Annotated in this window: 14 protein-coding genes; 8 read left to right on the top strand and 6 right to left on the bottom strand. The window is 56.0% G+C overall.

The genetic code is table 11. The features are described 5' to 3' along the window. Positions 1-59: 59 nt before the first annotated feature. A complete protein-coding gene (locus BDD14_RS08685; RefSeq protein ID WP_130418457.1) occupies positions 60-1,220 on the top strand; it encodes an IS30 family transposase in 1,161 nt (386 codons plus the stop codon). Positions 1,221-2,324: 1,104 nt separating this feature from the next. Here the strand turns inward: BDD14_RS08685 and BDD14_RS08680 are convergent. From BDD14_RS08680 to BDD14_RS08670, 3 genes are all read right to left on the bottom strand, one after another. Further along, complete coding sequence (locus BDD14_RS08680) at positions 2,325-4,238, bottom strand: PP2C family protein-serine/threonine phosphatase (RefSeq protein WP_130418456.1); 1,914 nt, start codon at positions 4,236-4,238, stop codon at positions 2,325-2,327. Between the two features lie 575 nt (positions 4,239-4,813). Next, positions 4,814-5,845, bottom strand: a complete 1,032-nt coding sequence (locus tag BDD14_RS08675) for an IS110 family RNA-guided transposase (RefSeq protein WP_130417512.1) — start codon at positions 5,843-5,845, stop codon at positions 4,814-4,816. A gap of 166 nt (positions 5,846-6,011) precedes the next feature. Further along, positions 6,012-6,380, bottom strand: a complete 369-nt coding sequence (locus BDD14_RS08670; protein WP_130418455.1) for a hypothetical protein — start codon at positions 6,378-6,380, stop codon at positions 6,012-6,014. Positions 6,381-6,427: 47 nt separating this feature from the next. On the opposite strand from BDD14_RS08670, the gene BDD14_RS34415 reads away from it, so the two are divergent. Continuing rightward, entirely contained in the window at positions 6,428-6,766 is a 339-nt protein-coding gene (locus BDD14_RS34415; protein ID WP_130418454.1) for a tyrosine-type recombinase/integrase, read from the top strand. 113 nt (positions 6,767-6,879) lie between these two features. Here the strand turns inward: BDD14_RS34415 and sthA are convergent, their stop codons facing one another. Together sthA and BDD14_RS08655 are read right to left on the bottom strand one after the other, a co-directional pair. After that, on the bottom strand, positions 6,880-8,286 hold the full coding sequence (sthA, locus tag BDD14_RS08660; protein WP_130418453.1) for a Si-specific NAD(P)(+) transhydrogenase: 1,407 nt from the start codon (positions 8,284-8,286) through the stop codon (positions 6,880-6,882). 192 nt (positions 8,287-8,478) lie between these two features. Further along, positions 8,479-8,856 (bottom strand): response regulator, encoded by a 378-nt coding sequence (locus tag BDD14_RS08655; protein WP_130418452.1) that lies wholly within the window; start codon positions 8,854-8,856, stop codon positions 8,479-8,481. A 122-nt stretch (positions 8,857-8,978) separates the two neighbouring features. Here BDD14_RS08655 and BDD14_RS08650 point away from each other — a divergent pair, with 122 nt between their 5' ends. The 6 genes from BDD14_RS08650 to BDD14_RS08625 all read left to right on the top strand — a co-directional run bounded on the left by BDD14_RS08650 (position 8,979) and on the right by BDD14_RS08625 (position 19,274). Continuing rightward, positions 8,979-10,775: a tetratricopeptide repeat protein gene (locus BDD14_RS08650; protein WP_242617832.1), complete on the top strand. Its 1,797-nt coding sequence runs from the start codon at positions 8,979-8,981 to the stop codon at positions 10,773-10,775. A 97-nt stretch (positions 10,776-10,872) separates the two neighbouring features. Then, complete coding sequence (locus BDD14_RS08645; protein ID WP_130418450.1) at positions 10,873-12,267, top strand: TolC family protein; 1,395 nt, start codon at positions 10,873-10,875, stop codon at positions 12,265-12,267. After that, positions 12,264-13,469 carry an efflux RND transporter periplasmic adaptor subunit gene (locus BDD14_RS08640; protein WP_242617831.1) on the top strand — a complete coding sequence of 402 codons (1,206 nt, stop codon included), beginning with the start codon at positions 12,264-12,266 and terminating at the stop codon, positions 13,467-13,469. Before BDD14_RS08645 ends, BDD14_RS08640 begins: the two co-directional genes overlap by 4 nt. 11 nt (positions 13,470-13,480) lie before the next feature. Then, positions 13,481-17,119 (top strand): efflux RND transporter permease subunit, encoded by a 3,639-nt coding sequence (locus tag BDD14_RS08635; protein ID WP_130418449.1) that lies wholly within the window; start codon positions 13,481-13,483, stop codon positions 17,117-17,119. Positions 17,120-17,124: 5 nt separating this feature from the next. Beyond that, positions 17,125-17,631, top strand: coding sequence for a hypothetical protein (locus BDD14_RS08630; RefSeq protein WP_130422882.1), 507 nt, complete (start codon positions 17,125-17,127; stop codon positions 17,629-17,631). Further along, positions 17,625-19,274, top strand: a complete 1,650-nt coding sequence (locus BDD14_RS08625; RefSeq protein WP_130418448.1) for an FAD-dependent oxidoreductase — start codon at positions 17,625-17,627, stop codon at positions 19,272-19,274. Before BDD14_RS08630 ends, BDD14_RS08625 begins: the two co-directional genes overlap by 7 nt. A gap of 1,345 nt (positions 19,275-20,619) precedes the next feature. Here BDD14_RS08625 and BDD14_RS08620 read toward each other — a convergent pair. Beyond that, positions 20,620-23,805 (bottom strand): two-component regulator propeller domain-containing protein, encoded by a 3,186-nt coding sequence (locus BDD14_RS08620; protein WP_165419993.1) that lies wholly within the window; start codon positions 23,803-23,805, stop codon positions 20,620-20,622. Between the last annotated feature and the right edge of the window lie 546 nt (positions 23,806-24,351).

Here is a 24,351-nt window from a genome sequence, read left to right as displayed (position 1 = left end):
TCTCAACCGGTCGATGCAACACACCATCTGATTTAGATCATTTCTTAGAGGTGGTGTTGATGAGACAAGGAAGACGGTATGGTCTTTCTGGGGAGCAGAAGGCCGACATATGGCGCCGTTGGAAGGCGGGCGAGTCGCTGCATGAGATTGGACGCGCCTTCGGCAAGGAGCATGGCTCCATTCAGTTCTTGTTGTCGCAGCACGGCGGGATTGTTCCTGCCGTTCGTCGCCGCTCGCCGAGAACGCTCACGTTGGCTGAGCGGGAAGACATCTCACGAGGCATTGCTTCCGGTTCGTCGATTCGTGAGATTGCCCGAGGATTGCAGCGGGCTGCGTCGACTGTGAGCCGGGAGGTGGTACGGCACGGCGGCCGTCCACGCTACCGAGCCAACGAGGCCGATCAGCAGGCTTGGAAGTTAGCTCTGCGGCCCAAGGCCTGCCTGCTTGCCAACCATAGGAAGCTGCGGACGATCGTGGCCAGTAAACTGATCCTGGACTGGTCGCCGGAACAGATTTCCGGTTGGTTGAAGAGACGGTATCCCAGCAACGAGAGCATGCGCGTGTCCCATGAGACTATCTACCGCAGCTTATTCATCCAGGCTCGAGGAGTGCTGAAAAAAGAGCTGATGCAACACCTGCGGTCCAAGCGATCTATCCGTCGCTCAGTGCACTCTCGGGCTGGCGGACAGTCCCGCGGTCAGATTGTTGATGCCATCTCCATCAGCCAAAGGCCTGCAGAGATTGAAGATCGTGCCATCCCCGGTCATTGGGAGGGAGATCTGCTCAGCGGCACCAGCAACAGTCACATCGCAACCCTGGTGGAACGACATTCGCGTTTTACCATTCTGGTCAAAGTACCAAGCAAAGACACGGCAACCGTCGTCGATGCGCTGACCCGGCAGGTTCGTAAACTCCCCGCCTCTCTGCGACGGTCCTTGACCTGGGACCGAGGACTGCAGATGGCCAAACACAAAAGCTTCACCGTGGCCACCAAGGTGAACGTCTACTTCTGTGATCCGCAGAGCCCTTGGCAGCGCGGCACCAACGAAAATACCAACGGCCTGCTGCGGCAATACTTCCCCAGGAAAACCGACTTGTCCGGCTACTCCCAGGCCGACCTAGACAAAGTAGCCCTGCGCCTCAATCAACGCCCACGGAAAACCTTGGGCTTTGAAACTCCTGCTAGTAAACTCCAAGCCAGTGTTGCATCGACCGGTTGAGACCGCCCGGCTATCCGGAAATGTGAAACCGAACTGCCTCTAAAGTCACATTTTCGGCAACTTCGGGATATCCAGCCCTGGAAGCGTCGAACTTGCCGAAATTACCGTTTTTGGGCACTTGCACTTCCGTAGACTAAGATAGCAGCGATGACGACGACAGACGTGGGTCTTGTGAGTGGAACTCGTTCTCAACGGATCGTGTTCGCTGCGGTGTGTGGCATTGTGGCTCTGTACTGCGACAATGGTTCACTTGGAACAGAACGCGGTTACTTTCAACAAGGACTTTGGACGTTCACTTTCGTCGGACTGTTTCTAATTCAACTGCGCAGAACTCTCCAAAGGGCGAGAGCGGCGACGCTAGCCCTAATCCTATTCAGTCTCCATTGTTATGCTTTGTACATCTACAGAAACTCATTTCCCTTCCACTCATCTCTTCCAGTGGTGCTAGGCGGCTTCTTCGAGTCCTTCGTCTTTAGCATCGTCTACGTCAGACTCTGTCAGTCAATCGATCCTAGCGGACCATTTGGAATGACCGAATCCGAGAAGCAGGCGCGTAAGAAGACTTCCGTGCGGTTAGGTTGAACCCCGCGCACTATAGCTTGAGTGATTCGTGCTCCTGCTCATGGTCAACAACTACAGCACCTCCCGTAAAGTCGGGTTTTCGGCAACTTCGCCGGTCAAATCTTGAATGGATCATTTTGACGAAGGTCCGGTTCCCGGGAACCTAACTCTTCAGTTTTTCGCTCTTACTTCGGGCATAGACTCGAATCGCCAAAACGTTCGAACAGCCGTATTTGTATAGCGGAAACACCCACGGTAAGGATTCGTGTTGGATTGTCACACTCGTGTCATGGCCGAGTGTGGGTGGTGAAATTCCACGAATAACGGAAAAGAAAGCTCGCTTAAGGAATAAGGGAAACTTCTTGGGGATTCGAAGTATCATTCCATGCCGAAGGCATGAGGAATGTTGCTCAACTGGTAACCGAAGAGAAGGCGGTAATCCGACCGCAATCGTCTCTCAACAACTCCGGTGCGGCATGAGTTCGCTAAGTCGCCGAAAACTCGCCTTTCCGTGAACTGAGATGGGCCAGGGCAGATACCTGCTCAGGTGGCGACGAGTTGGATGGTGAGGACGGTGATGTCATCGGCCTGGGGAGCACCGAAGGCAAAGGCTTTGGCGGTTGCTGCGATGCTTTGGGCGGATTGTGTGCTGACCTCTCGGGTCCGGTCAAAGCCAAAGAGAGCATTGGTCTTGGAGTTGGTGGCTTCGAGGACGCCGTCGGTGAGGAGGGTGAGACGCTGCGAAGAGTTTAGATGCATGGTGGATTCGGTGTAGGTGACGTCGGGCGCAAGGCCGAGTGGGAGATTGGGTTCGCTTTCGAGTTCGTGGCCGTCGAGATATGGATTGAGGTGGCCGGCGTTGGCGTAGGTGAGAAGGCCGTCAGGGGAGATGGCGAGGATGAGGCAGGTGGCGAAACCGGAGCTGTGTCCGACGAGCCGCTGGTTGAGGCGGGTAAGGAGTTGCGCGGGAGATTGGAGGAAGTCAGTGAGGGTGCGGATGGAGCCCACGAGAAGGGAAACGGTCATGGCGGCTTTGAGGCCGTGTCCGGAGACGTCGCCGAGGAAGATGAGCGTGGTGCCGGATGGTTGCGGGAGGATCTGGAAGAAGTCGCCGCCGACCTCGTCAGCGGGTAGATAGGCGGATTCGATAGTGAGACCCGTGATGGCGGGGATGGTTTCGGGGATGAGGATTTGCTGAACGGTGCGTGCGGCGGCGATTTCAGCGGCAGATCTTTGCTCTGCGCTGGAGACGCGGATGAATCGGAAAAGCACCACGACGAGAAATCCGAAGGCCACGACGAATCCGCCTATGTCCTCGAAGCTGATTCCGACATAACCGAAGTGAATACCTGAAAGCAACGGTACGGATGAAGGATAGAAGATCGCCGCCATGGAGAGCAGGCCGTTGAAAGCCCAGATCGCAAAAGAAGGGAGAAGCAGCCATGATTCGGCCCGACCCCTGCGGATGGCTTGAACCAGGTAGAAGCTCATCAGAAACAGCAACACGAGGAACGTAGAGATAAGTGCGATACCGTACGCTCTCTCGAACTGGGCGAGTGCGAGCAGCGGGCAGAAAAGCATGACGAGTTGAACGAAGCGAGCCGGCCGCACGTGTTCCGCGCGTGAGAAGCATAGGACGAATTCGAGTGAGGAAAGGAGAGTGGCCCATCCGGCGCATACAGAGAACATGACGTGGAGGAGTGTGGCGGAGATCGCGCCAACGTTGATCGCTGTGAACGCACCGTGGTAGGCGACGCTGAACAGGCAAAAGATGGCGAGCCAAAGGTATTCCAAGTGGTTCCGTTGCGATAGGAAAAGGCTGAGCGCGACCGCAGAGAACGCAAGGTAGATGAGGCCGAGGAGGAAGCTCACGAGCGTGCTGTTATTGAAAGAACGGATTCGCTCAAGCTCGGTCGCAGACCTGATGGCGCCAAGCTGACCGATTTGGAAGCGAGCGAGCGGAAAGAGCTGGGATGTTGTGTGTGCGGTCACGAGGCAACGCACGGAGAGGACTATATCGCTCGACTGCGGAAGTTCGATGGCAAACGGGCGAATATACTGGGGCGCTTTTGCGTGCATGGAGGGCGAGATGGCAATCTGGCGACCATTGGCAAAGACCTCGTATGGCAGGCCGTCCGAGATGGTGATCGCGATGCCGAGCGGACCCATGGGGTTGGCAATATGCAGGTGGATGCGAGACCAGGTGGTATCCGGCTGAAGGTCGGGCAGATGGGCGCTGGGGAGAGATTCTCCGGGCTTGAGTAGCTGCCATGCGGAATCATCGAAGTTTGCGTTAGCAAAATCCGGATCATCGCCGATGTGGAAGCGGAACGGAGCGTCTAGAGTAGTGACGTCTGCGAGGCGATAGGCGTCAATGGTGACTGTCTGGGCGCCGAGGTAGGGGATCGACAACAAGGCCGAGAAGAGAAGCAGGCACGGGTATCGTCGTGTTTTCATTAAGTGACCTGAGACTATCAGGGGTTAGGGTGAGAAGAGGAACGGTGATGCGGTTGTTTTTGGCCGCAGGCGAGACAAGAGCGACGATTGGAAGGAGCCCAACTGGCAGGATCGATAGGAAGGCAACGAAGCGCGGCTTAGAGACCCATAGCAGGACTATAGCCGTTAACACACAAACGACCAATAAAGCTGCGGCTATGACCACTAGCCACCAACGTCTCTTGTTCATAGAAGTGAAATTGTAATATGTGAGCGAAATAAGGCATTTTGATGTGCCTGAAGGCTCCTTTTCGGCAAGTTCAATTGAAGTTGCCGATATGTATCGTCCGCCGTCTGAATGCAAGGGAAAAGTTTATGGATGAAGGAATGTCTGCGTCAATGTATCCGGCCTTTTGGTGGAGATCAGTCTCCTGGCCATGATGAGATACGCCGCGTACCTGTCCTACAAAACCCCTCGGCTGTGGAAGAGCCTATTGAGCAATCAGGTTTCAGGTACGCCGTTTGACTGTTCTTTCATCTTTACTTATCCGGTGCAGACCTCGGTGGGAGAACTTGATCTTGATAGCTACGCTTAGCTAGGCCGCGACTGGCTCTTGAACTGCCCGATAGTCCTGGCCGCTTGACAGCACGGCCCAAGCGATCCTTGCCAGTTTGTTTGCCGTGGCGACGATGAGCACGTTGCGTGGCGCTCTGGCTTCAAGAGCGGTCATCCACGCGCCCATGGCGACGCGGTCTCGCTTCGATCGCAATACGACTGCGCGGGCTCCATGGATGAAGATCTTGCGCAGGTAGTTGTTACCGCGCTTGCTGATACCGAAGAGGCGGGCCTTACCACCGGTCGAGTGCTGTCGTGGCACAAGCCCAAGCCAGGAAGAAAACTCACGCCCCTTATGGAAGGCTGCGCCGTTACCGATCGCGGCTACGATCGCGGTTGCGACCAGCGGGCCAACGCCGGGGATCTGCCTGAGCCGCGTGCATGCCGCATCACTTGAGGCAATCAGCTCCACTTCCTGGTTCAGATCGACCACCCGCTGTTCAAGATCCTTCCACTCGTTCCAAAGTTGAGCCAGCAGGTTCCGCATACGCGGAGTGAGATCTTCCTCGGCGTTCTCGAGGATCTCGGGCATGCGCTCGCGCAGCCTGGCCGGGCTCTTTGCAAATACCAGACCCCGCTCCAGCAGGAAGGCCCGCAGCTGGTTGATGACTGAGGTTCTTCGCGCGATCAAACGATCGCGCACACGATGCAATGCCTGCAGATCCAGCTGGTCGTCCGTCTTGATCGGAACAAATCGCATGTTCTCCCGATCCACAGCCTCAGCAATCGCTTCCGCATCCAGGAAGTCGTTCTTGTTCGACTTCACGAATGGCTTCACGAACTGGGCCGGGATCAGCTTCACATCGTGGCCTTGTTCTCGTAAAGTACGGCCCAGGAAGTGCGCCCCGGAACAGGCCTCCATCCCGATCAAAGAGGTCTGCAGGTTCGCGGTGAAGGCAATCAACTGCTTCTGGGTAAACTTCTTCTTCAGCAGCACCTTGCAGTTATCGCCAAGAGCCACCAGGTGAAAGGTCGTCTTGCCAAGGTCAATGCCTACGGAACGAATCTCCATGTCGATGATCCTCCTTCAATCTGCCTATAAGATCCTCATCGCCAGATTGAGGTTTAAGCGGCGGACCATCTCAGTAACCCCGTTTCCGGAGAACTAAGACGCCAATTTAGGGGGTAGTCTATATATCTTAGTTACATACTGACGATAACGGCGACTATTAAGCCAACTAAAGCGCCAACAAAAATTGCAGCGACGATTCGGTTTCTGTCCTATCGACGTGACGATGATGGATGGGGTCATAGCCACCATATCCATTTTTCACTTTCTTGACTTTTTCGTATTTGAATGTGACATCGATTTTCTGGTCTATATCGTGAAACGTGAATGCGTCATCAGTACTGGACAAAAATGATCCGAACTCTTCATGTCCCTGAAGGGGAATGACACTGATATTTTGATTCAGCTTGAATTTGGCGACTTTCTCTTTGACCTCGGTTGCCCTCTTCGAAAGCGGTTGTTGCGCGTGAGAAATGCTGCGGCAAACACAGCCACATAGCAAAATCGTCTTTATAATTTGCTGACTCAGTTTCAGCATATGGGCACACATCATCCAGGTAATTCAAATGCTGAATTAGCCCTCGTATGGCCGCAGCGAATGTGACAGACGGACGGGTCTTCAGAGCAGTCAGTCGGCACGGAACAGCTTGGGGTCGGGGGATTTCGGAAAATGTGGTTTGGTACGTTGTTCGGGATTGTGCCCGTCGTGTTGAACTCGAGCACGCCGCCCCGCATGATCTGCGCCGAATCTGCGCGAAGCTGTGCCACGTGAACGGAGGCGAACTTGAGCAGATTCAGTTCCTGCTCGGGCACGCCTCGGTTCTGACCGCCGAGCGTTACCTTGGCTGCAAACAAAACCTCGAGGAACCTGTTAACGACCGATTCGGGTGTCTGTTCGAGCGCAAATGTCTGGAAAGGTGCTAAGCCCTTATACCGTCAACCGAGAATCACGCGCAGTCTGGTCGGCGGACCCCGACCAATTCTATTCTCACCGCAACACTTCCGAGGATACGGCTGTGGAGGCTGGTGCAATGCCCTCAACTAGCGACTAAATGGGGCTCGCCCGAATAATTGAGCCGGTTGAGGCCGTTCAGCGCGGCGACCTTGTAGCACTCGGCCAAGGTAGGGTAGTTAAAAACCGTGTTTACAAAGGAGTCGATCGAGCCCTCGAAAGCTATGACGGTCTGTCCGATGTGAATGAGTTCGGTTGCACCTTCGCCAACGATATGAACACCCAGCAGCTGGCGCGTTTCCCTATGAAACAATATCTTCAGGAGCCCGGTAGTGTCGTTTAGGATCTGGCCTCGCGCTATTTCGCGGTAATGTGCGATGCCAATCTCGTATGGGACACCCGCTTCGGTCAGTTGTTCTTCTGTTTTGCCAACGAAGGAAATCTCCGGAATTGAGTAGATGCCGTAGGGAAACAATTCGGGGACCGACACAACCGGTATGCCGAAAGCATGGCATACGGCCACGCGCCCCTGCTCCATCGCAACAGAGGATAGACTCGGGTAACCGATTACGTCGCCCGCGGCGTAGATGTGCGGTTGCGAAGTCTGGAAGTTGGTATTTACCTGAATCCGGCCGCGCGCATCGGCAGCGAGGCCACACGCCGCAAGATTCAACGAATCAGTGTTGGCCTGCCTCCCTACAGCATAAAGCAGAGCATCCGACCAGATCTGTTTTCCGCTCTTCAGCTTCGCGCCGACTTTGCCCTCAGAAGATTTCGTAACCTCCTCGACCTCCTCACCCAGACGAAAAGTGACGCCCTGGCTGCGCATGTGATAACTCAGCGCTTCAGCAATCTGCTGGTCGACGAAATCGAGTATGCGAGGGCGGCGTTCGATCACAGTCACGGGAATATCCAGAGCGGCGGCAATACAGGCATACTCAATACCGATCACGCCACCCCCGACAATGGTCAACACATGGTGCTCCGTTTGTAGCCGGCGAATCGCGTCTGTATCGATAATGGAGACATCGTCCACGGGAATCGCGGCGTTGTGAGCCGGCCGCGAGCCAGAAGCGATCAATACGTGGTCCGCGTGGCAGAGGTGCTCTCCTTCCTGACTCGCAACCCGAATCGTGTGGAGTCCTGAAAAGGAAGCAGTGCCAATCAATACATCGATATCATTACGGCGAAACTGACTCTCAAACACCCGAACTTCGTTGGACGCGACTTCCTCGATTCTCAGTGCCAGGCTTGAGGCCGAGATCCGGCGATCCGTGGGCCCTGATCGGCTAGAACGCAGGACAGCCTCCCGAAGTGTCTTGCTCGGAATCGTGCCTGTGTTGATACTGGCCCCACCAAGAGCTTTAGAGCGTTCGACCACCGCAACCTTTTTGCCGAGTTTGGCGGCCTGAATTGCCCCGTGATGTCCGGCAGCGCCCGAGCCGATCACCACCATGTCGTAATGCTTTGCCAAACGATTAGTTTCGTTCATCCGACTTATTCTCCTGTACAAAATTGCTAACTGTTGCTATCCCTGCATTCGTGCCAGTTTCTGTTCGAGCGTCCGCTTCTTTCAAAGCCTCGTCCTTGAGATTCTTGCCTGTATCTGTTGTCGGCAATGCAGGCCAGCTCTCTGCTTGTTAGCATCAGAGTTCGATCTCACAGTCGCGGCCCCCAATCTTTTTCATGATGCGTCTGGCGTTTCCAAAAGCTGACACAATCGAGAAGCAATGAGATACCCGGGCAGGATGTCGACGATGCCGCATTCGAGCGCGTCCCACCAGAGTTCCGCCGTACTGGAAGAAGTCGTGAGTACAATCGGCACACAGATATCAATACCCCTCATCCGTTCGACGAGATCTCTCCAATTACCATCAGCCAGGGCAAGTTCCGTGACGATCACAGTCTTCTCGCGCGCCGAGTTGAGCAACTCGACTGCCGCACTGATGCTGCGCGCCCACTGCACAACCAATCCGCGCGCTTCGATGTCCTGCGCGATGGTAGTTTCCGGGCTCCTATTGGACACGTAAATTACTGTTCCTGCTCGTCTGTCGGTCTGCATCGATTCTCCAACGCTGCTGGATTCCACCTTATGCCGGGTGGCCTCCGACCGGCCGTAAGCTGCCGTAAGCCGGCCGTAACACGGCGAAGCTTCGGGAGCCTAGAATGAGCGGGGGTAACCAAATGCCAACTCTGCCCTCATCATCCGAAAAATCTCTCGCCAACTCTGCAGCCGACCCTGTGCCGGCGACAGCGGTTCGCGACCAATTGGCGCGGATGGTGAACAGCCCTGGTTTCGTTTCGTCAGTCCGGTTATGCCGGTTTCTGACCCACATCGTGAATCGGACAATCGATGGAGATATCGATAGCCTCAAGGAGTTCTCGATTGCAATGGAGGTGTTCGACCGCACCTCTGAGTACGATCCGAATATCGACGCAATTGTTCGGGTCGAGGCTCGCCGCCTCAGAGCGAAATTGAAGGCCTATTACGAGGAAGGGCAGGGTACGGTTGATCCGGTTCTGATTGGATTGCGGCCGGGCAGTTATGTCCCGGTCTTCCGATGGCTTAACGCCCAGCCAGCAAAGCATCGCGAAGAGATTGCCGCAGCTCCGCCACCGGGCCGTATATGCGTTGCCGTGTTGCCGTTCGTGAACATGAGTCCGGAGCCGGAGCAGGACTATTTTTGCGACGGGATCAGTGAAGAGATCACGAACTCGCTTACGCGGGTATCCAGTTTGAACGTAATTGCGCGGACATCGGCCTTTCACTTCAAGGGTGCCAGCATCGATATCCGGGAAGTAGGGCAGCGTCTCGGCGCGAATCTTGTCATCGAAGGAAGCGTTAGGAAAGCCGGCGAACAGCTGAGGATCACTGCCCAGGCGATTCAGACCGAATCGGGTCATCACTTATGGTCGGAGACGTTCCGCCGTGAACTCAAAGATGTGTTTGCAATTCAGGAAGAGATCGCACAATCTGTTGCGGACTTACTCCGGCTTCATATGCCGGGAGTGCAGGGGGCAGTTCAGTCTTCCGCTCCTAACCTTGACGCGTATACGGCGTACTTACAAGCTCGCTTCCTGATTCATCAGCAGTCGCCTGAAGCACTGCAAGCTGCAATGGGGCAGCTACGAAAGCTGGTTGAGGTTTATCCCGACTACGCTCTCGCTTACAGTGACATGGCTGCAGCGAACGGTCTTCTTGCCCTTTTCGGGGCCGTGTCGGGCCGTGAGGTGTATCCCGAAGTGAAGGCGAACGCGGAGCGCGGCTATGCGCTCGCTCCGGAATCCGGAGAGACGTGCACGGTGCTCGGCGGCCTTCGTGCCTGGTTTGAGTATCGTTGGGACGAAGCGAACGAGATCTACGACCGCGCGCTAAAACTACAACCCAGCCACGCGCGGGCGCACAGATTTCGTGCCATGGCGTTGTTGTGCCAGGGAAACATCGAGGCAGCAGAAGCAGGCCTCCTCCGCTCTGCTGAACTGGACCCGCTTTCTGCCAGCGATTGCGCGCGCATGGCTTATGTTCATTATGTAAAGGCGGATTACGATTTAGCCGCAAAGGATCTCCGGCAGTCTTTCGAACTGGATCGCGACTATCCTGAAGCGCGATTGTATGAAGGACTCCTGCACTTCCAGCAGCAAAATTACGAGGCGGTCATACAGTGTCTCTCTCCGTCTGTTTCACCATTGGATATCGGCCTGCTTGCCGCAGCCCATGCCAAGGAAGGCAGCCTTTCGCGAACCGAAGAGTGTATCGAAAGGCTTCATCAACTCGCAGCCCGGCAATACGTCACTCCGTTGGCAGAAGGCTTCGCTGCAATCGGGATGGGGGATTTCGATCTGGCGTTCAAGTGCCTGGACGAAGCCATCAACCACAAGACAATCTTTATAAATCTATTAGCTGTCGAGCCGTTCTTTCAGCCTCTTCATGCTGACCGCAGGTCTGCCAAACTCCTGAAAAAGCTAAACTTGTCCCACTGACAGGTGCCGCAAGCAGTGCCGTTAGCTTACGTAGGGCTTACATAGGGCTTACGAGGCATTACTCCCCCCGCTTCCTCGTTCGAGGCACCATTGCCTCATGAAACGCACTCGAACAACTTGCTTGGCCTTCACCTTGGGGACGCTGACTCTGCTGGCGCGAGGTCAGAGTCTCGCACCTCTGTCCCTCCCGCCCACGGTCGAACAGGCGGCGGGACAACAGTCAAACCTCCCTGAATTGACTCTCGAACAGGCGGTTGAACAAGCTGTTGCGAACAACAGCAGTCTGAAGACCGCCAGCCTCGAGACACGCCGGGCCGCCGATGATCTGGCTGCGAATCGAACGAGACGATTTGCGAATACGCAGGTCACTGTGCTCGGCGCCCAACTGGTTACGAAGCCATCGGTTACTTACCCGGCGGGCTCGCTTGGGGTATACAGCGCGACCGGGCCGATTCCGGCGACGAATCAGAAGGTCGAGATTCCGCGAAAACCCGTAGGCATACTGAATGTCCTGATTGCCCAGCCGCTTTCGACGCAGTACCAGCTGCGTTTGCAATTGAAGGCTCTTGCGCTGGGCCTGGAAGGTACGCGCCAGGACCAGGTGAAAACGCGTCTGGAGGTGGTCGACCAGGTTCGACGTGCTTACTACGCGGTTGTCGAGGCACAGAGCGCTTTGGATAGCCTTGAGGCGTCACTCCCTTATTACCGGGAATCGCATCGTCTGGCATTCGTGAACCGCGGTAAAGAGACGATTCTCGAATCGGATTTGCTGAACGCCGATGCGCAGCTGTTGAAGATACAGAATGCCATCAGCGATGCGAGCGAAAGGGTCGCGTCGGCGAGCGAAAGATTGAACGATCTGATGGGCCGGGACGTACACACGCAGTTTCGGGTTGCGGCGATCGGCGATGCAGATACCGATCTCGCTACACTCGGAGCCATGGAAGCCCGCGCTCTTCAAAACCGGCCAGATGTGAAGAAGGCGAAGCTTGAGGTGGAGCAAGCCAATTACGACGCGCGGGCGAAGAAGGCGGAATATATCCCCGACGTGAGTCTGGCCTTCAGTTACTACACAACAGCGAATTTCCAGAATGTTTTTCCAAGCAACGTCGGGACAGTGGGCCTGTCGCTTCGGTGGGAACCGTGGGACTGGGGACGCAAGCACCATGAATACGACGAAAAGCGAACCAAGGAAGAGCAAGCCAAGGTTGGCGTCGGCGCTACGGAACGAGCCGTTCTTCTGGAGGTGAGAAATGCGTGCCGGCAGTTGGAGAACACCCGCCGACAACTGACCCTCAGCGATGCAAGCGAACGAGCGGCCCGGCAGAAGCTCAAAGAGTTGCAGGAGCAGGTAAAGCGCGAAGCGGCATTAGGCAGAGATTTGTTTCAAGCACAGTCGAATCTGGCTTCCGCCGACAGCCAGCAGCAACAGGCTCTGACTGCGTTTTGGAAGGCCAGGGCCGATTTGAAAAAGGCGATAGGAGAAGAATGATGCGTGTATATTTCGGAATTTTGAGTTTAGCTGTGCTTTCCGCTCTCACCGGCTGCGGGACAAAAAAGCAGAAGGCGGGGCCAGAGCCGGTTCCCGTTGTGGCGGAGATTGTGGCTACGCAGCAGGTCCAGCCCAGTTGGACTTACGCCGGCGAGATTCGTCCGGACACTGAGGTTCAACTGGCCTTCAAGGAACCCGGTTATATCGCCGCTCTGTATCGAGTGAAGGGCGTCGATGGTCGGATGCGTGATGTGCAGGTAGGCGACGAAATACCTGCCCGCGCCACACTGGCCCGACTGCGCAGCTCCGATTATGAAGCCTCGCTCAACTCCGCGGTCGGCCAGCAGCGCTCAGCGCAGGGTACGCTTGATGTTTCGCAAGCGGAACTCAACCGAGCAAAGGCCGATCAGGCAAAGGCAGATCTTGATTTTGAACGTGCACAAGCGCTCTATGCCGCCAAAGCAATGACTCGCCCGGATTACGATGCGGCGGTGAATCAGCACACCTCGGCGACCGCCAGTGTGGAAGCCGCCGTGCGTCAGATCGAGGCGCGGCACGGGCAGTTGAGCGCTGCATCGGCGCAGGCTGTCTACGCGCGGATCAATCTTGGCGATACGAGCCTGAACGCTCCCATGCCTGGAGTCATCGTCGAAAAGAGTGTGGAACCGGGCAGCCTGGTTGCTGCGGGGACAAGAGCGTTCACGCTCGACGATACGCGCGTGGTGAAGGTGAACTTCGGAGCTCCCGACAGCATGCTGGCACACCTCAAGCTAGGAGCACCGGTGCCTGTGCAACTTGATGCCTTGCAGGGCCGGACCTTCACAGGGCAAATTACGGGAATCTCCGCCTCCGCCAACCGTGAATCACGGGTTTTCAACATCGAGGTCACTCTCCCGAACCGGGATCGCTTGTTCAAGGTGGGCATGATCGCACGCATCCGTATAGAGCAAGCGAATACGCAAACTGTGCCTGTGGTACCACTGACTGCTTTGATGACCGCGGAATCCGGTTCGAATAACTATTCGGTCTTCACTGTAACGGAGCACGATGGAAAACAGTTTGCGCAATTGAAGAGTGTGAGGATTGGTGAAACCTTCGGCAAGTCGGTTGTCATCGACGAAGGCCTTACGCCCGGTGAACGAATCGTCGTCAACCGTACTAACCAGCTAAGCAACGGAAGCCTGATCCGGATGGTCAACTAGGAGACGCAGCAATGACACACGCACAGAATGAGCAGTCCACGAACAAGAAACAGAATCTCGCCCGCTTCTTCCTCGAACAGCGACACATCGCCTGGGTCTCGCTCGCGGTTGCGCTCCTCTGGGGAATCTACGGACTATTGAAGATGCCGCAACGGAAAGACCCGGACATTCCGGTACGCCAAGCGATGATTATCGTGCCTTGGCAGGGAACATCGTCCGAACAGGTAGAGCAACTGGTGACCAGGAAGATCGAGCAGGCTATTGCTTTGAATCAATGGGTGACGGAGATCAAGAGCGCCTCCAGAACCGGCTCGGCGATGGTCCAATTCGAACTGGCAGAAAAGGGAAAGTACGACAGGGACAAAGAACTTGACGACGTCAAGATCAGGCTGGACGCCATCCACGACCTTCCGCAGGGCGCCGGTCCGATTTTGTACATCAAGGACTTCGGGGATACGTCTGCATTGATGCTTACAGTAGCGAGCCCGCCGGCCGATCCAGCTCAGGTCAACTGGGTGAGCAAGCTGGTTGAGGCACAGATCCGGCAGGTTCGGAGTGGTTTGGATACGCATACTCAGCCGCGACGTTCCATTGTTGTGGTTTTTCCAAAGTCTATCGACAGCGACGAAGTCGAGCGCAAGTTGTCTTGGGTGACCCGAGACATGGCAACCCAACATCTTTGTTCCGATGTGCGCGCGTTTTCGGGAGCAGGGTTTACCGGGGTGGACCTGGCGACGAACCTCAGCACTCCTGATCTGAAATCGGCCTTGAGTAAGTTCGCAAATCAGAGCCTGCAAACCGACGAACTTCATCCCGATGCATGGGAACCTGCGATCATCGACGAGCCGGCAAACACCACCGCGGCGCTTCAGGCCGTGGCCGGTGACAAGTACACTTATCGCGACCTGGACGACTTTACCGATACCCTTCAGCGAAGCCTCAAAACGCTGTCGATCGTGGCGAAGGCAGAACGTTCCGGGGTACTGGACGAGAACGTATTTCTGAATTTCTCGCAGCAGCGCCTGGCGCAATACAAGCTAAGGCCGGCGGATCTTTCCAGCATCCTCGCGGCCCGGAATCTACCGGAGAGCGGCCAAACGCTCAATGCACGCGGACGGACGGTCAGCGTCAACACCACAGGCGAGTTCAAGAGCATCGACGATCTGCGGAATGTAGTGATAGGCACGTCACCGAACGGAACGCCGCTTTACCTGCGGGATCTCGTGGACATCGACAGGGGATATGAGAATCCCCCTTCGTTCCTGAACCGGTACACTCGTCGCGACGAAAACGGTAGATGGATCACGACACGCGCGATTACGCTCTCGGTCCAGATGAAGAAGGGAGAACAGATCGGTTCTTTTGGAAAACAGGTGGACGCCAATCTGGCGAGCGTCAGAAAAACATTGCCGGCCGATTTGGTCCTGGCCAGGACGTCAGACCAGCCATTGCAGGTACACGACAGCATCGAGCTCTTCAGCCACAGCTTGATCGAGGCGCTGGTGCTGGTGGTAGTTGTGGCTTTGATTGGCTTCTGGAGCTGGCGGACGGCCATTCTGATTGCGGTGTCCATGCCGATTACGCTCGCGATCACGTTTGGGGTCATCAGCACGCTCGGGATCGACCTGCAACAGGTCTCAATCGCTTCGCTGATCATCGCGCTGGGACTATTGGTCGATGTACCGGTGGTGTCCGGCGACGCGATTGTGCGCGAACTGGGTGCCGGGCAGCCACGGTCCGTCGCCGCGTGGCTGGGACCGACAAAGCTATTCAAAACGATGGCATATGCAACCGTCACGAATATCGTCTCCTATCTTCCATTTCTGCTGTTGCCCGGAGATACGGGGAAATTCCTGTACAGTCTGCCTATCGTCATTAGTTGTTCTTTGCTGGCGGCCCTGCTCGTCTCGATGACCTTTGTGCCGCTCATCAGTTCGTTTCTATTGGAAAGCAGGAGCGAAACTCCTATCGAGGAGAGGCGGCAGCGCGGGTTCACGGGTTGGTATTTTCGAACGGCAAAGAAGGCCATTGAACACAGGAAAGTCTGCCTGGCAGCATCGCTTGGCCTGCTGGTAGCGGGCGGCGTCGTGTTCTCCACGCTCAAGCCGCAGTTCTTTCCAAAAGACCTTCAATACTTTTCTTACATCGACGTGTGGCTGCCTGAAGACACTCCCGCGAGCGCGACCAGCGCGGTTACTCAGCAGGTGGAATCCATTACCCGCCGGGTAGCGGAAGAGTATGGTAGAAGCCATCCGGAGCACGGACATCCGAAGGATGTTCTGCAATCGATGACGACTTTTGTGGGCGGCGGCGGTCCTCGCTTCTGGAGCAGCGCCACACCCGAGGACAGGCAAACCAACTATGCTCAGGTGATTCTGCGAACGAAAGACAATCATGATACGACCCCACTGCTTGCCCTTTTGCAGGCAGAACTGGACAGGCAAATTCCTGGAGCAATCATCGATACGCGGACTCTCGAAACGGGCAAGCCGGTTGGAATTCCGATTCAGGTCAGAATCTCCGGCGAAGATCTGCCACGTCTCAGAGCGGAAGCCGAGCAGCTAAAGCAAATCTTTCGCGACATCCCCATCGCCGCCCGAGTTCGAGACGATTGGGGCGAGCCGAGCGCGAGAGAAGTGGTGCACGTCGATGCGGACCGGGCAAACCTGGCGCACGTCACAAACGCAGATGTTTCCGATTCCGTCAGTACGGCTCTTCATGGCATTACGGCTGGAGTTTTGAGAGATGGCAACAAGCAGGTTCCGATTGTTGGACGCATGCAGATGGAGGAGAGGTCCCAACTCTCTGATCTGCGCAGTCTATACGTCTTCTCGCGGCAAGACACCCCTCCAGTGCCTCTCGATCAGGTGGCGACCACTGCCCTGAGTCCGGTAACGCCTAAAATCCGACGCTTCGATCAGTACCGGACCATTACCGTGCAGTGCTGGCCTACGCAGGGGCATTTACCTTCGGAGGTAATCGCAGCGGCGATGCCAAAGCTGGAGGCATTCCAGAAGCAGCTTCCCGACGGGTTCATATTCCGCTTCGCAGGTGAGCAAAAAGAGCAGGTCAGCGGCTTTGCTGATCTCACTACGGTGCTGCTCATTTGCGTTAGCGCCATTTACTTGGCACTCCTCGCACAGTTCAAGAATGCCTTCAAACCCCTCATCGTCTTTGCCGCCATTCCGTACGGCGTTGTCGGTGCAATCTTCTCACTCGCCATTATGGGCCAGCCCTTTGGATTTATGGCATTCCTTGGGATCATCAGCCTCATTGGTGTCATTGTGAGCCACATCATTGTGCTGTTTGAATTTATCGAGGAGCGACGAGAAGACGGCGAAGAATTGGAGTTGGCGCTGATCGATGCCGGCATCCTTCGTTTGCGGCCAGTGATGATCACGGTTGCGGCCACAGTGATTGCGCTGTTTCCGTTGGCTGCACACGGCGGCCCGCTTTGGGAGCCTCTTTGCTATGCGCAGATTGGGGGACTGACGATCGCTACTTTCGTGACGCTTCTGCTCGTTCCGGTCCTCTACTCCTTCGTCGTGCTGGATCTGAAGTTGATCCGTTGGGAGCAAACGGAGCACACGGCTTCGGCTGCTTCAGAGAAACCGGCAGAGATGCCTGCAATATCGGGGGTGCATGCGTGACCGATATGAACTTTGGGCACATCATCCAATACGCAACATTATTGTCGCTTCTGATGGGAGGTCTCGGTGTGGTTGTCGCAGTCTTAAATCACCGCGAGCAGGTGAAGACGCAGATCTTCCTGGCAATGTCTGCCCAGTATGACGAACTGTTGAAGAACTCTTCGGCGGCATTCTGGCTGAGTGTGCCAGTTGGCACGGAGCTTCCTGAGCGGACGGACGATTTAAGCATCTCGATGTTGCGATTCTGCACCCTGGTTTCATTAACCTATCTTCTATTTTGCGAACGCCGCATACCAAAACGAATGTGGGAGTTGATGCTCCGTTCCGCTGAGCGGAGGTTCCGCAGTCCCTTATTTGTGCGTGAGTGGGAGCATTTGAAGACTGAATTCGAATCATTTCCGGAGTTCGTCGCTCTTGTTGCTTCAGTGCATCATATGCCGCCCCATACTGAAAACCTTGGCCCTGGACCCGTGCTACCCGCACAGAAAGAAGGACACCAGTCGCCATGCTGACATCCTCGGAGTTGAAGAAAATACCAATCTTTTCCTGCTTGAATGACGCGAACCTTATGTGCCTCTCGCAGCAGGCTGCCGATCTTCATCTGGAACCGGGTGAGTATCTCATTCACGAAGGGGAGCCCACCCCTTTTTTTGTAGTGATGGACGGAACCACGGAAGTGCTCAAAGATGTGATGGGGCGTCGAACTGAAGTCTCAGAGCACAAGCCGGGCGATTTCTTTGGCGAATTGGCCATTCTCATGGCAACGTCAGCTCCCGCCTCCGTCCGCGCGAAGACAGCTTGCCACTTGGCGCGGCTCGATCCTCAACACCTCCAGGAATTGATTCGACGCTCGCCCGAGTTCAGCGCGCTGATCCTACAGACCCTCAACGAGCGGGTACAAGTCGTTCAGAAGTACATGCTGAATCTTCCCTCCAGCCGCATACAGATCGTCGGATCGAAATTTGATGCGGACTGCCGGGAGATTCGCACCTTCCTGAGCATGAATCGAATCCCTTATGAGTGGGCCGACCGCGATCGTAGCGCACATCCGGCTCCGACTAACCAGGCTTGCGAGATTGCTGGCCTATCCGTCGTCGTGGATGGTTCGTTCTGCGTCAGCCATCCTCCTACGGTTCGTAAGGTAGCTGAAGCGCTCGGATTCCAAACAGCTCCCCATCGCCAAAGCTATGACGTGGTGATTATTGGCGGCGGCCCAGCGGGACTGGCGGCTGCCGTCTATGGAGCCTCGGAAGGACTCAGCGTCTTGTTGGTCGAGCGCGAGGCTCCCGGCGGTCAAGCTGGCACATCTTCTCGCATCGAGAATTACCTCGGCTTCCCCAACGGCATCTCAGGAGATGACCTCAGTCAACGCGCGTTCCGGCAGGCGATCAAGTTCGGAGCCGAAGTGGTTCTCACCCGAGAGGTCCAAGAGATCATTCCGCATCCCGATGGCGCATACACGATTGGACTCGATGGGAGCGATCGGGTTGCCACAAAGACGGTGATCCTGGCGACCGGAGTTGCTTGGCGCAGACTTGAGGCGGACGGCGTCGATCGCTTCATCGGACGTGGAGTCTTGTATGGGGCCGCACGTACGGAGGCCCCCACGGTGGCAGGAAAGCGCGTCTTTATCATCGGCGGCGGCAACTCTGCCGGCCAGGCTGCCCTGTTCTTCGCAGATTACGCTAGTTCCGTGACCATGCTGGTCCGCGGCGAAGATCTGAAGCGCAGCATGTCGCAATACTTGATCGATCAGATTGCTCTCGTGCCGGGCATTCGGGTGGAGACGGAAACTCAGGTGGTCTCTGCAGACGGCACGGATTGCTTGAAAGCAATAGAAACCCGGAAAACGGGGGAGCCCGTCATTCGCCGGCCTGCAGATGCACTGTTTGTCATGATCGGCGCCGATGCAGTAACCCATTGGTTGCCACCTCAAATCCAACGCGAAAACGGCTATGTCCGCACTGGGCGCGAGGTGAGCGACCAGCCAGGTTGGGCGGCAGACCGTGCTCCATTTCTGCTGGAAACAAATCTTCCGGGCTTCTTCTGTGTAGGTGACATTCGCTACAACTCGATCAAGCGCGTTTCCAGCAGCGTAGGAGAAGGCAGCATGGCCGTTGCTTTCGTTCATCAATATCTCTCGTTAATGGCCTGACCGTTTTCCAGAGTGATCGCCGTCGCGCTTCAATCGTCGCTCATGCTGCTCGACTCAGACCAGTCAAGGGGTTCGCTGGCTTAATAGCGAGTCCATCAAGTTCATAGCTATAGCTCTGACTATCCATCTCGCATGCGATCTCTTTCTGCGAACGGATGCGCCTTCTCGGCGAGTGGTAAATCGCCAATGCACTCATTGAGCCCTGAACAGGAACCTTGTGGTGTTCGGGATGGTTTGTCGGCCAACCGGAACTTATCCACTTGAGTGAATAGTCGGCTCTCTATCAGCAGGTCACTGGCGTCAAGTTGGATGGGACGACACCTATGGAGGCGAGCAGACATCCAAACAGCCCTGCAAAGGTGCAAAGGGTCTCCGAACGCCTCTGAGGGAACGATCACGATTAGCACCTAACTCGGCATCAGCATGTCGCCTGCAGACACTTATGGCTTCTACCGGTCACTTTCCGCATTCACCATGGGCCGTCGTAAAGGTCTCGCCGGCAGTCGTGCAATAGGCTATTGCACGACTGCCGATAAGCTATTGGAAGATTTTTTGGGCTGCTCCCCCCACGGGCTCAGCCCAAATCCGCTCGGTAAGTTTGGTAGCAAATTGGTAGCATTGGTAGCCGATTGGGCCGGTTTTGGCGACCTAGCCGATTTTAACCACTTATCCGTCAATAACTTACGTTTTCGACGGTTCCATGGCATGGAAGAGGTCATCGGTTCGAATTCCTAAACCAACCGCTTTTAGGCAAACAGGCACAGCTTTACGACCACCTACGACACGGTCCTCTGTCAGGCGTAATGTGCCTTCATGACTAACGAGCTCGTTTTGGGCACTCCGACAGCTGAAAGCAGGGAAGGGAAGGCGACTTTCCCCTCCCCGGCCCAGGCGCTGGTCCGGAAGATGGTGCTCGATGCGATACTTCGCGACGCACTCAGGACCCTAGCATGATCCATCGGCTTTTCGAAGCTCAATAGCCCGGCCCACGGTACCTCTGGTCTACGCTTCACGAGACACCTCACGATGTCTCATGCAAGACTCGAGGCCAGGATGGAGTCGCTGTTCTCTTTTCCAGTAGGGCTCTTGCATCCCCTAAAACATGCCGGTTTATCCCGCGCACTCCAAGCCGCCGTATCTGTAGACGTTGCCTCGATGCTTTCGGACAAGCCTTCGGCTTTGGACGAGTTCGCGCTTGTGACCCCGGCCAAAATCGAAGTAGGCTCCGGATTCCATGAGTGCCTCAACAAGGAGCGTGGGATACTCGAGCCCGTTGTGTGGTGCGGTGGTTGAGAATGGACTTGCCCCGCGACGTCCGAGGAGCGGCCGCCCGTGCTGCTCCCGGTCATGCAGTTAATCTTGAGTGCGTGCGCTCGCTCGGCAGAGTGAAATGGAACGTTGCGCCCCGTCCGTCGTTCGGTGTTGCCCACAAGCGGCCACCGTGCGACTCGACGATGGAACAGCTGATCGCCAGCCCCATGCCGGAGCCCTGCGTTTTGGTCGTAAAGAATGCATCGAAGATCTGATCCGCCTTTTCGGTGGGCAATCCTACGCCCGTGTCGCTGACTGAGATCAGCAGTTGGTCGTCCCCGTCGCGTTGCGACTTGACCGTAAGTACTCCGCCTGTCTCCTTCATGGCCTCGATGGCGTTGAGCATGAGGTTCATGAGCACCTGCTGGAGTTGCACAGGGTCTGCTGTGATCCTGGGAAGGTCGGCGGCAAGATCGGTGCGCATGGAAACTGCAAACCGGTTGGCCTCGCCCTGCAGCAGCGTGACCATTTCGTGGACGATCTCGTTGACCTCGACCAACTCACGTTGCGGAGGAGACTTCTTGTACAACGACCGTAGATGCTCGATCACCTCAGCGGCACGCTTCTGGTCCTCCAGGATTCTTCTTGTCGCCGCGCACGCCTCTTCCAGATCCGGCGTGTCGCGCTTCAGCCAACGCAAGCACACGTTTGCATTTGTAATTGCCGCCGCGATTGGTTGTTTTAGCTCATGTGCCAGTGAGGCGGTCAGTTCGCCCATCGTGGTGACGCGATTTATGTGAGCAAGTTCTGCCTGCAGCTGTTCGGCGCGCTTGTGATCTTCAAAATCGGTTGAGATACCGTACCACTTGAGGATTTTGCCTCGCGCATCCCGCAGGGGCACGGCGCGCGTCAAAAACCAACGATACTGCGCATCCGCTGCCCGCCGGAGGCGCACCTCATTCTCGAAGGGCTTACCGCTCGCCACCGCGGCGCGCCACTTCTCAACAAATCGCTTTATGTCTTCAGGGTGAACGGCGGCTTCCCAACCTGAGCCGACTGTCTTCTCGATGGACAAACCCGAGTACTCCTCCCAGTGGCGATTTACCCATTCATTCTTCCCGTCTGGCGAGCTGGAAAACGCCAGCGCCGGAATTGTGTCAATCACATTCCGCAGCTGCTTTTCCTGGCGCTGGATTTGCTGAATGCGCCATCGATATAGCGCCCAGAGCAATGCCAGAAAAACGGCCAGAGAGGCTCCGCGGAACCACCAGGTCTGGTACCAGGCGGCGGCCACGCTGAAGACCAGAGTCGCGCCTTCTTCGTTCCAGATGCCGTCGTTGTTGCAGGCTGTCACGCGAAACCGGTAGTTTCCCGGACGAAGATCAGCGTAGAAAGCCTGACGCCGTGTTCCGGGATCTTGCCATTCCGGATCGTGGCTCTCCAGCTTGTAGCGAAAGCGCACCTTTTGAGGAGCTACGAAGCTCAGGGCCGTATAGTCAATTCCGAGATTACGCGTCAGGGCAGGAAGACGAAGACCATCTCGCGGCGCGTAGTTTTTGTGGTCGGCAATAATCTCTTCAATGTGTACTGGCGGTAGTATGGGATTGCTGTCCAAGTGAGCCGGGTCGATCATCTGGACGTCGTTTTGATTAGCGAACCACAACCGTCCGTCCGGAGACTGGGATGCGTTAGGCTTGAAAGGAGTAGACATGGGTCGGGCGCCGTCGAACACGTCAAAGAGTCTGGACTTCACCGTCGCGTTGGGCGATTCCCACCATCGTTGCAGTTCCGTCTTTGGGATGGCAATCACTCCGCATGCCGCGTAAAGCCAAAGGGTAGCTTTTCTGTCAGAGATGAGGCTATACATGACGTCGCAAGGAAGGCCATTCCGCACTGTTAGAGTCTGCACAGTCCCATTTTTCCATCCGACAAGTCCAGACTGCGTCGCTGCCAGGATCGAAGCGTCGGAATTTACGAGAAGGCCGTAGACTGGGTCATCATGATGGCCACTGAGAGGGAAGAATTCCATTTGGCCATTTCGGAATCGGGCCAAGCCGCCCCTGGCAAGGCCTAACCAAACACCACCGTGCGGATCAGGAGCAAGCATATTTATGGCTGGCAATTGAGGGGAGGAGATGTCTTCACGGATTCTGAGATTCTGAATGCGAAACAGCCGATGCCGGTTTGTGGCGAGAGTGTTGGTTGCGACCCAGATGCTGCCATCGACATCTTCGGTCATTGCGCGAACGGCGCCTAGGGGACTGCCATCACCTGTAGGAATCTTTCTAAAGTTTCCCCGCTCATACACCGACAAGTCTTCGTCGACGCCGACCCAAAGCCGACCGGCTCGGTCCTCAAGCAACGATGTCATCGCCCGTCCTGGTAAACCGTTCCGTCGCTGAATGGAAGTGATCTTACCCGACCGGAGAACATCCAAATTATAAGTTCCAATCCACACAGTACCGTCCCGCGAAGCGAGAACGGAATTGACCTGATCCGCGCTCAGCCCTTGCCGCGTGGAAAAGCTAGCCACTCGAAGGTCATGGAAGTTATCGATTCCCCTGGATGTTGCAATCCAGATATTCCCTTCGTGATCCTGGAACAGGCCGGTCACAGCATCTCCCGATAAGCCATCCGAGCTGCTAAAGTGATCTACCTTGTCTCCTTGAATGCGGTAGATACCTCGACTTAAGGTTCCCACCCAGAGAGAGCTGTCTCGGTCTAATAACAACGCGGTGACCTCGAGCGTACTGCCATCGACCTCCGGAGTGACGAATGGTTTCCACGCCCCCTGCACGAGTTGCTGTAGCCCACCGCCCTTTCCGGCGTGCACCAGCCCGACCCAAAGAGACCCGTCTGGTCTTCCGGCGAGCGCTAGCACTCCGTTGAATATTTCGGCTGGGTCCAGCCCGGCTGCGACGTAGGTATCGGCGGAACTTGTTTGCCAACGGGAAACCATGGGGCCACCGGCCAGCCACATATTGCCGAGACTATCCTTGGCCAGTGTCACCGCGTAAGGAACTGCAACTCCATCGTCTCTTCCGTAGCATCGGAGTCCTGTATCTGTGACTTTACAAAGAGGACCCTTCGTATCGGAGATATTCGCTCGCGCGATCCAGATTGTGCCGGCGCGGTCTTCCACGATCGCCATAATACTTCCAGCCGGGTCACGATAGTTGGTCAGTTCTCCATCCCGCCAATGCGCTAACCCCACAGTGGTTCCAATCCACAGGCTTCCATCCCGCGCTCCGAGCAGAGAATTGATGCGGGATGAGGGCAATTCCTTTCCCTCCGGCGGTCTCCATGAGACGAACCGAACGCCATCAAACCGTGTCAATCCGGCTTGCGTACCAATCCAAAGATATCCGTCGGTGGTTTGGGCAATCACGTTTGGCGTCCCAGCAAAAACTCCATCCTCTATCCGCCATGCGGTGTGCCCATACTGAGACAGCTGCCTACTCGTATCGAGTGCGCCGACTGGACTTATGGTGAAGAGAAAAAAGACGAAGCACAACAGAAGCATTCTCGGGGTGTCTAGCTTCGCTATATTGGAAGTGAGACCCATGATCGATATTTCACCCGGTACCACATCGAACCCTTCAGCCGCCCGCTCGCAGCGGGATGAGCTACGAGTGGTAAAGGATACTCAATAGTGGCGGGCTCAAGCAAAGACACAGCGATAACCGCGACGCGTCCAATGGCGGGAATAGAGAACAGTGTTCAGCAAATCGCCAGACTGGTCGCTGTGCCGAAACCGAGACCCAGTCCCTTCAGCGATTTATGCTGCGGTTCGTAGGTGTTCCACACGTTCACGCTGTCCTTCGGA

It is taken from the genome of Edaphobacter modestus (assembly GCF_004217555.1).
In the GTDB taxonomy this organism is placed as follows: Bacteria; Acidobacteriota; Terriglobia; order Terriglobales; family Acidobacteriaceae; genus Edaphobacter; species Edaphobacter modestus.
The sequence above is the reverse complement of the archived record's forward strand: the minus strand, read 5'-3'. Positions and strand labels throughout refer to the sequence as shown.